Raw genomic sequence first — 3,187 nt, 5'->3', positions numbered from 1 at the left:
GTGCGGCCCACCCGCCCCGGAGCTGACCAACCCCCGACCCAGGCCGCGCCGGGTCCCGCACGAGCACCCGCTCGAAACCCGGCGCGGCCACGGGGAAACGGGGAGTGGAGAGCATTGACCGGCGCGGCCGTCATGGTTTGTCCCGCCGGGTCCCGCACGGGCACTTGCTGGATGCCCGGCGCGGCCACAGGGGAACGGCAAGTGGAGAGCATTGACCGGCGCGGGCGTCATGGTTTGTCACGCCGGGTCCCGCACGGGCACTTGCTCGATGCCCGGCGCGGCCACAGGGAAAGAACGCGAAGAATGCCACCGCACGGTGCGGCGCCATGGGAACGGCAAGCGGCATTCACCATCGCTTGGCCACGCACACCGGGCGCACAGCGCGGGAGGACAACATGACGCAGGACACCTCGCACGATCCACGGCACCCCGAACGGAAGTCCCTTGAGGGGGCGGCGGAAGATGCCTGCTCGGCCATGGAGGAAACGCGCGAGCAACTGCGCCTGGCCCACGGACAGTTGCGCGCCTTTGCCGACGACCTGGGGCGTACCGTGCTCGACCTGCGCGCCTCGCGCGCGGAGTTGGAACGCTCGTACCTGGATACCCTGAACCGGCTCACCCTGGCCGCCGCCTACAAGGACGACGACACCGGCGACCACATCCTGCGCATGGCCTTCTACAGCGAAGGCATAGCCGCCGCGCTGGGCATGCCCGCCGACAGGCTGCGCGACCTGCGCGTGGCCGCGCCCATGCACGACGTGGGCAAGATCGGCACGCCCGACGTCATCCTGCTGAAGCCGGGCAGGCTAACGCCCGAGGAATTCGCGGTGATGCAGCAGCATGCCGTCATCGGCGAGAATATCCTGTCGGCCTCCTCGTCGCGGATGGTGCGCGTTGCCGCCTCCATCGCGGGTACCCATCACGAACGTTGGGACGGCGGCGGCTATCCGCGCGGCCTTTCAGGCGACGCCATTCCGCTCGAGGGGCGCATCGTGGCCGTGGCCGACGTGTTCGACGCGCTGACCAGCAAGCGGCCCTACAAACCCGCCTTCGAATTCGACAAGGCCATAGGCATCATGCGCGAAGGGCGGGGCACCCACTTCGATCCCAGGCCTCTGGACGCCTTTCTGGGCATTGCGGCGGACCTGTGGGCCGCACGGGACGGGGTATGTTCCACCCTCCGCACCGGTGAGCAAACCGGATGAAGCTCTCCCATGCGGATCGGGGATGACGGCGGAAGGCGGCACGTGGAAAACTGTTTCAGGCGGTTTCTTTTGCGGAACATTGTTCCGGATTGAAAACATCCTGGATGGAAATGGTCTGATACAACAGTTCTCCGGTGTGCACGCCGCAATGGTGGAGTGTTCCGATTTTGACTAATGGTGTTGAATGCCGTGCTGGCATGGTGTAGGTGTACCGCAGCGGACGGGGCGCAACATCGCGCGCCGCCGCAACGGGAGACCCTGAAACGGCATGAAGCTTACCGCCAGAACGCGCTATGCCGCACGGGTGCTGGTGGCCCTTGCGGTGCACGGCACCGAGGGACCGCTGACCACCACAGCGCTGTCGCGCCACACGGACATCAGCGTCCAGTTTCTGGAGCAGATACTCAAGGATCTGCGCCGCGCCGGCCTTACGGCCAGCGCGCGAGGGGCCATGGGCGGCCACCGGCTTGCCTTGCCGCCCGCCAGGATATCCCTGGGCACGGTGGTACGGCTGATGGAGGGCGGCATCCGCATCGCGGAGCACTGCGCCCTGCCCGCCACTCCCGGCGACAGGCTGACCTGCCTTGGCTGGACGCGCGCCGCCGATGCCGTGGAATCCGCGCTGGATTCGATCACCCTGGATGACCTGGCCAAGGGGCTGCCCGACCTGACGGACCCCGACCCGACGCATGATGGCACCGCCCTCGCGGACAGGCCGGATGCCTGACCCGCCCCGGGGGCGCGGCATCCGTTCCCTTTCGCCGTATCCCCCTCCCGGACGTTTTTGCAGACAATGGCGCCCCGCCCGTACAGGCGAGGCGCCTTTTCATTTTCATGCAACAGGACGCACATGGTGCGGTGTGGTTTGATGTATCCGTGTTGCGACACGCAATGTGGATTTTGAGCGTGGCAATTCGTTCAATCCGGATTGCCCTGATGTGGAGTGAATGCGTTAGTTGTGCGATGTTGTTGAATATACCATTTCGGTATGCTATGGTACGGCAGCGCGCATGAAGTGCCTGCCGTTGCCCGCATGCATGCGGATGCGACGGCTGCTGCGTGCGCGCATGCGGCATGCACGGGCGTGTGGGGTTTCGTGAAGGGCCGCGACGAGATCGCCAACCGAGGGGACAGGGCATGCGATTGCTGACCAACAGCCGCTACGGCACGCGAATGATGCTGGACATCGCCCAGCACAGCCGTCTGGGGCCGGTGCTGATGCGTGACGTGGCGCGTCGGCTGGATGTATCGCAGAAGTATCTGGAAAAGATCAGCCGTTCGCTGAAAGAGGCGGGCCTGCTGATGAGCCAGCGCGGGCCCAACGGAGGGCACCGTCTGGGACGCTCGCCAGACGACATTTCCGTGGGCGACGTGGTGCGCGTGCTGGAAGGCGGGGCGGAAATGGTGGGTTGCGGCCGCGACGAGGAAAACTGCACCCATGCCCCCGGCTGCCTCACGCGCATGGTCTGGAAGGAGTGCAGCCGGGCCATGTTCGCCCGGCTGGACGCCATCACCTTTGGCGAACTGCTGCGCTACGTGGACCAGGGGGTGAAGTTCGGCGACTGGTGTCCCGGCACCGTTGACGAACACCGCCAGGAGGCGGAGCGGGAACTGCGGGCGTTGGATGGGCTTGCGGAACCGGCTGCCGTGGCAGGACCGGGGACGCTCGGCGGACAGGGGACGGCGGGGTGCCCCGCCACTGTTGCACCGCAACGCGTTTCGGAGCCGTGCGAACCGGAAGGCCCGGTGGGGCTGGACGGGCCAGCCGGGCCAATTGGCCCAGCCGGACCAGCCGGACCAGCCGGACCAGTTGGACGGGGCGATCCGGACGGGCAGGAGGATGCGGAACGCTCCGGTTCTCCGCGAACCCGGCCAGTCCGCGTGTCCTGACCGTGGGCGGCCCGGTGCGTGGGTCGCTCGGGGCGGCAGCACGGGAGGTTGCCATGGCCGCAATGACCGCCGGGACGGGCGGCACGGCTTCC

At 67.2% G+C, this 3,187-nt stretch carries 3 protein-coding genes; all 3 read left to right on the top strand.

The genetic code is table 11. From position 1 onward, the window contains the following. The first annotated feature begins 395 nt into the window (after positions 1-395). Entirely contained in the window at positions 396-1,205 is an 810-nt protein-coding gene (locus FVW27_RS11360; protein WP_167125216.1) for an HD-GYP domain-containing protein, read from the top strand. A 268-nt stretch (positions 1,206-1,473) separates the two neighbouring features. Continuing rightward, a complete protein-coding gene (locus FVW27_RS11355; RefSeq protein ID WP_167125214.1) occupies positions 1,474-1,932 on the top strand; it encodes an RrF2 family transcriptional regulator in 459 nt (152 codons plus the stop codon). A gap of 410 nt (positions 1,933-2,342) precedes the next feature. Beyond that, positions 2,343-3,095 (top strand): RrF2 family transcriptional regulator, encoded by a 753-nt coding sequence (locus FVW27_RS11350; protein ID WP_167125212.1) that lies wholly within the window; start codon positions 2,343-2,345, stop codon positions 3,093-3,095. The last annotated feature ends 92 nt before the right edge of the window (positions 3,096-3,187 follow it).

Source organism: Nitratidesulfovibrio liaohensis, assembly GCF_011682075.1.
In the GTDB taxonomy this organism is placed as follows: domain Bacteria; phylum Desulfobacterota; class Desulfovibrionia; order Desulfovibrionales; family Desulfovibrionaceae; genus Cupidesulfovibrio; species Cupidesulfovibrio liaohensis.
This window is presented reverse-complemented; position numbering and strand designations above follow the sequence as displayed.

Coding starts and splice junctions, on each gene's coding strand:
- FVW27_RS11360 (WP_167125216.1), top strand. CDS start 396: ATGACGCAGGACACCTCGCACGATCCACGGCACCCCGAACGGAAGTCC.
- FVW27_RS11355 (WP_167125214.1), top strand. CDS start 1,474: ATGAAGCTTACCGCCAGAACGCGCTATGCCGCACGGGTGCTGGTGGCC.
- FVW27_RS11350 (WP_167125212.1), top strand. CDS start 2,343: ATGCGATTGCTGACCAACAGCCGCTACGGCACGCGAATGATGCTGGAC.